Origin of the sequence: Pseudomonas sp. PA-4-8C (genome assembly GCF_021606625.1) — a bacterium.
GTDB classification, from domain to species: domain Bacteria; phylum Pseudomonadota; class Gammaproteobacteria; order Pseudomonadales; family Pseudomonadaceae; genus Aquipseudomonas; species Aquipseudomonas lactis.
On sequence record NZ_WKCD01000334.1, the window covers coordinates 1 to 5,444 of the forward strand.

Consider the following 5,444-nt stretch of genomic DNA (forward strand, 5'->3'; position numbering starts at 1 on the left):
GAACGACCTCGCTCTTGGTTTCGCGCCCTAGAGTGCCGCTGGCGCCGAAGGTTTCTTCCATTGCCGACAGCGTCTGCCAGCCAAGAGCAGCAAACAATCCGATGGCAGGTTGCTCGACGAGTTGGTCTTCACTGTAGGCGTAAGCGCTCATTTCTCGGTCGTCCTTGAGGTCAATCTAGCCAGAGGGCTAGCGCGGTAGCAGTGGGTCGTGGGGGTGAGAAGGCCTTGTCACAGTAGGCTTTGACAATAACGGCACGCACTCCAGCTTACTCAGGCTCTTTTTCATGCTCATGCGGAGGGATCTACGTTGATCTGGCCGGAGAGCAGGCGCGGTAGTAGCAGGTCGCGGGTACGGCGGAGGTTGATGGTTTGAAAAACCAGCGCTTGCATTTGCCGAATCGACGGCTCAATTACTGCCGAAAATTGACGGGCAACTTCCACCGTGGGTATGACGACAGGGTACTCTTCAAGCACGTGCCAATTTGCACGCGGCATCTTCGAGCCATTTGAGGTTGCTGTTGCATGAGCGACAAACTCGTCACTTGAAACGCAGCTAACGACGATTGCGTAATATTCGAGTTGCCGTGCGCGAATGACGATGGTGTCCGCTGAACACAGGCCGTCGAACGGGGCGATGCTTACTTTATGAAAGTACGGTCGAATTTTTCCGAAGAGAATCTCACCTTTCTTGAACTCAAGTTTGTTTGAGCCGAGTTCATTTGTTTCTTCCCACGCATCCAGTGTAAGCGACCGACGCGGTATGTGTTCAAGGCCAACATACGGCTGTTCTTCTTCAAGCTTGCCTTTGCGCACGTTGCGTCGCATTTCTTCGGCAAGGTTGCCCAGCTTTCTCACCTCCCACCCCTGCGGAATCTCGCCGAGAGAGGAGGTGATGCGTGGAATGCTTTCGTGGCCGGGGAAGCGGAAGTGGACGAACCATTCGCGGTAGAGGGCGCGGACCATCGACTCCAGAGTCTTGATGCGCCGCTGGCTGTTCTCGATGAGTTCGTCGTAGGCAGACAGAATGTCTGCGATGCGTTGTTGGACGGCGGGTGGTGGGAGTTCAATCTCAATCCCCTTCAGCAGCACGATAGTGAAAGCCGACTGCGACGAACCAATCGTGCATTTCTTAAGCTCAGCTTTGCCTTGGGGCGAGCCAATCCAGTAATAAAGGAACTGGCTGTTGCGCCCCTTGAAATTCCGAAACCAAGTCAGGTTTCCATCTTTGAAGTAAAAGCGATCGCTGGGTTTTACAACATAAACGGAGCCGAGAGTTCCAACCGACGTAAGCAGTAAGTCACCTTGCCTAGGTGCGCCAAACTTACGATCAATTTCCCTGAATTTTTCTTCTGTAATGAATAGTTCTGTAGAGACGTCCAGGTTTCCTTTGTACTTTTCGGTGATTTCACGCCCGCGATAAAAGGGAACTCCTTCGGAAACGTAGTCTGCTGCAAAGATGCGCTTACTTGAGGTGATCTCGCATAACTCATCCATGCGCTTTACGGGCCAGGTCGCCATAATCACGACTCCAAAATGCCAGCCACATTCGTGGCAATGGTTTGTTCTAGCTCACGCGCTTGAGCATTCAGCGATTCCAGTTCCTCATTCAGGGTTTCCAGCTGCTCCTTGAAGTCCTCGTCGCTCACATCCTCGCCCGGCGCGACGCCGACGTAACGACCGGCATTGAGTGACCAGCCCTGGGCTTCGATCTCTTGCAGGGTGGCGGCCTTGCACAGACCCAGCACGTCGGCGTAGGCGGGCTGCTCACCGAAGGTCTCTTTGAGCTTGGCTTCAGCATCCGCACCGCCAAGGGTGAGGTCGAGTGCTTCGCCGCGATACAGGCGCACAAGGTTAGCGATAAAACCGATCTGGGCGGCCGTCCAGTCGCGGTGGGCGCGGTCGATCTGGCGGTAAATATGGCGGGCGTCGATAAACAGCACCGTATCGGCACGCGAAGTATCGGCCTTGCCCTTGTCGAGGAACCACAAGGTAACGGGCAGAGTGACGGTGTAGAACATATTGGTGCCGACGGCGACCATTATATCAACAGCACGCGCTTCAATCAGTTGCTGCCGCATTTCCTGCTCGGAGGAGCGTGCATCGGAGGCCGAGTTGGCCATTACGAAGCCGGCGCGGCCTTGAGCATTCAGCGACGAGTAGAACAGCTGAATCCACAGGTAGTTGCCGTTGTCAGTGCGCGGCAGGCCGAAGGGGAAGCGGCGACCAGGACCAACCATGTCACCTAGGCGCTCTTTGTCTACGGCATTAACGTTGAACGGCGGATTGGCCAGTACGAAGTCGAACTGGCCGACGGCATTGTGCGGGTCATCGTAGTAACTGTTGACGTTGCCGCCATGGCTTATCTGGCCTTCCAGCCCGTGTACTGCCAAGTTAAGGCGGCACAGGCGGCCAGTTTCATCGGTTTTCTCGACACCACAGATGGAGAGTTCGGCTGCGGGATTTTTCTGGTGCTCGGCCACAAAGCGCGCGGACTGTACGAACATACCACCCGATCCGCAGGCGGGGTCGAGAATGCGGCCGTGGAAGGGTTCAATCACTTCGGTGAGCAGGCGCACTATGCTGCTAGGGGTATAGAACTCGCCACCGCCCTGGCCCTCGCTCATGGCGAAAGCACCGAGGAAGTATTCGTAAATGCGGCCAAAGGCGTCGTAGTCGAGGGTGGCCGGTATCTCGGAGACCTTCTTCAAGAGCTCCTTGAGTAAGGTGCTGGTGAACAGGTTATAGGTCTTGGGCAGCACGCCTGCGAGCTTGGGATTGTGCTTCTCGATCTCGCGCATAGCTGTGTTGACAGCACCACCGATGTCCGACGCCTCAGGCAGGGTAAGCAGATGATCGAAGCGCGCTTCCTCGCTCAGGTACAGCGTGCTTTCCGCATGGTAGGCCTCTGGTACATCTACCCGGCTACCCCGGCGAGTTGAAGCACCTTCTGCGTCAAGCTTAGTTCGCAGCAAGGCAAAGCGGACCTCTGCAAAGCGCAGGAAGATCAGGCCGAGGATAGGCCCGGAGTATTCCTGTGCTTTCAAGCCTGAGTTGGCGCGAAATTGGTCAGCGGCATCCCATAGGCGTTTTTCAAGCGAGTTGGCGGTAGCGTCTCTTTCGGATGGGGCGATCCATTGCATGGTCAGTCTTTCTCAATCTGGTTCAGCCTGTTGAATGGTGCTCGGGCTTGCTGAGGCTGAACGTGATTGTCCTAATGTAGGACGTTCAGTTCCTTTCGCCTTGTTCAATTGCTTGCCCGAGCTTGCGAGGCTTAGACGCCATCGACGTGTGTGGCGCATTAAACGCTAAATTCAGGAGGCAGGTAAGATCTTCTTATACGTCTGGCCAAGTCACCACCGGAGCGTCAGATTTTTTGTGTTCGGGCCGGTAATGGCCTACCGCCAGGAAGGCCCTGATTTTCCCCAGCTCGGCTCGATGAACCGATCCCCGTACAGAATTGCAAATTGATTCATCACACTTTTCCAATCATGCGCCGCCGAGCCCCAGCTTACCGTGATGTTTCGCAGCCCCAGCCATATCAGCTTGAAGGCGGCGTCATCGTTCAGGAAATGGCCCAGGGTCTTGATGATCTTGCGTAGCCGAGCATTGATGCTCTCGATGGCGTGGTGGCATAGAACACTTGCCCGATAGCCAGCGGGAAGACAAAGTATGGAATTACTCGACTCCAAGCGCGTTTCCAAGCAGCCAACACCGTTGGACACTGCTTGCCCCAAGGCCCGCTTTCAAACTCATTCAATGCCTGGCCGCTTCTGTATTGATGGCGCGGTGAATTGGTTTCAGCGCTTTGGCCAGTTCTCGACGCTTGTCCCACGCCGCATAGTCCAGGATGTTGCGACCAGATTCACAATGCAGGTCTGCTGTGTCGTTTCTGGAAACACTGCACTAAGGGCCTCTGGCACGCCTTTGAGCCCATCGGTCACAGCAATCAGTACATCCTCGACGCCACATTTCCTGAGGTCGTTGAACACCTTCATCCAGAAATTTGTACCCTCGGTGTTCTCGATCCAGAAGCCCAGGGTATCGCGCGTAACGTCGGGGAGAACGCCCAGCGCCAGGTAAATAGCCTTGTTGCGCACCAGACCTTCTTCGCGGATTTTCACCCGTAATGCATCAAAGAAAATGACCGGGCACATCGGCTCCAGTGGCCGCTGTTGCCACATGCCAATTTCTGCCATGACCTCATCTGTCACAGAGCTGATGAAATCGGGTGAACCGTCTGTTCCGTACTGCTCGGACAGAAATGCCCGGATCTCTCTGACCGTCATTCCACGGTCGTACATGGCGATGAATTTGTCATCGAATACGGTGTAACGGCACTCATGCTTGGGGATCAGAATGGGCGCAAAACTTCCGTCTCGATCGCGGGGGATTTCCAGCCGCAACAGGCCATCCCCGTCAAAGCCGTCTTTCCACTCTTGCCGTTACGCTTGTTGGATTCATCCTCTGGGCGCTGCGCGCCTGGCGGATACCCTGGCCTCAACGAGCGTTCGGTCAGGGCCTTCTTGAACGCCGCAGAGGCATCCTCAATAGCCCCTGCGGACATCAGGGCTTCACCGAACAGCTCGACCAGCTCTTTGGGGATTTTGGGCAGGTCAAGCAAGGTTTTCTCTTTGATTGGCATACATGCACCTCACTCATGTTATGCCCGAATACAAAATTTCTGAAACCCTCTCTTCCATCGGAATCTAGACCACTCAGCGTTCCAACTGGTATTCCAAGCAAGTTGACCAATAGATTATTAACCAAAGAAAACAAATAGATACCGACTTGTTTCAGATTACCCCGGCCAATCTAGACACCAGAGAAGCCCGCCCAGTGCGGATTTCTCTGCATCTGGACGCATGACAGGTGAGTTTCGATTGATGCGAACTCTCGCAAGGTTCAGCCCCTTTTTCAGCAACACCCTCCACGGTGTCCTGCCAAACGAAAGCAATGCCCACTCCCCCAGCCCATCGTAAGCCAGACAGCCAACGTTGCCCTGAAACGAATGGGCTTTCAGGTCCGGCTATTGAGCGTGACAACCCATCAAACCGCGAGTAATTATCGTGGACCTAAGCCCCGATAAACGAGGAAACACTCAATGGACGCTTCCATACTGCAATCACTCAAGCTTGGGATTATTTCAGCCACTGGCCTTTCGAGGGATGCCCTGCATATCTATGTAGGCCTGACATTACTGATCGCTGCTAGCTGCATCACTCGAAAATCCCTGGGTTCCTTCAGCAACTGGCTGGTCGTGTTAGCGGGGGCGAGCCTCATCGAGTTGTTCGATCTTATGGATGATAAGGCGAGCTTGGGATACTGGCGGTGGGGCGCGAGTCTCCATGACATCGCCAATACACTGTTCTGGCCAACGGTGCTGGTCGTGGCCTGTCGTTTCAGGTTGATTAAATTCTGATCAACGTTGTTGTTCACCTATCGCG

At 54.7% G+C, this 5,444-nt stretch carries 3 protein-coding genes and 1 pseudogene; 1 reads left to right on the top strand and 3 read right to left on the bottom strand.

Translation table 11 applies throughout. The features are described from left to right. Positions 1-288: 288 nt before the first annotated feature. The 3 genes and pseudogenes from GIW04_RS27385 to GIW04_RS27395 all read right to left on the bottom strand — a co-directional run bounded on the left by GIW04_RS27385 (position 289) and on the right by GIW04_RS27395 (position 4,642). Positions 289-1,518, bottom strand: a complete 1,230-nt coding sequence (locus tag GIW04_RS27385) for a restriction endonuclease subunit S (protein ID WP_236479387.1) — start codon at positions 1,516-1,518, stop codon at positions 289-291. A gap of 2 nt (positions 1,519-1,520) precedes the next feature. Further along, positions 1,521-3,140 (bottom strand): class I SAM-dependent DNA methyltransferase, encoded by a 1,620-nt coding sequence (locus GIW04_RS27390; RefSeq protein WP_120248821.1) that lies wholly within the window; start codon positions 3,138-3,140, stop codon positions 1,521-1,523. Between the two features lie 255 nt (positions 3,141-3,395). Next, positions 3,396-4,642, bottom strand: a pseudogene (locus GIW04_RS27395) (IS256 family transposase). A gap of 459 nt (positions 4,643-5,101) precedes the next feature. On the opposite strand from GIW04_RS27395, the gene GIW04_RS27400 reads away from it, so the two are divergent. Beyond that, complete coding sequence (locus tag GIW04_RS27400) at positions 5,102-5,419, top strand: hypothetical protein (protein WP_073452155.1); 318 nt, start codon at positions 5,102-5,104, stop codon at positions 5,417-5,419. Positions 5,420-5,444 lie beyond the last annotated feature (25 nt).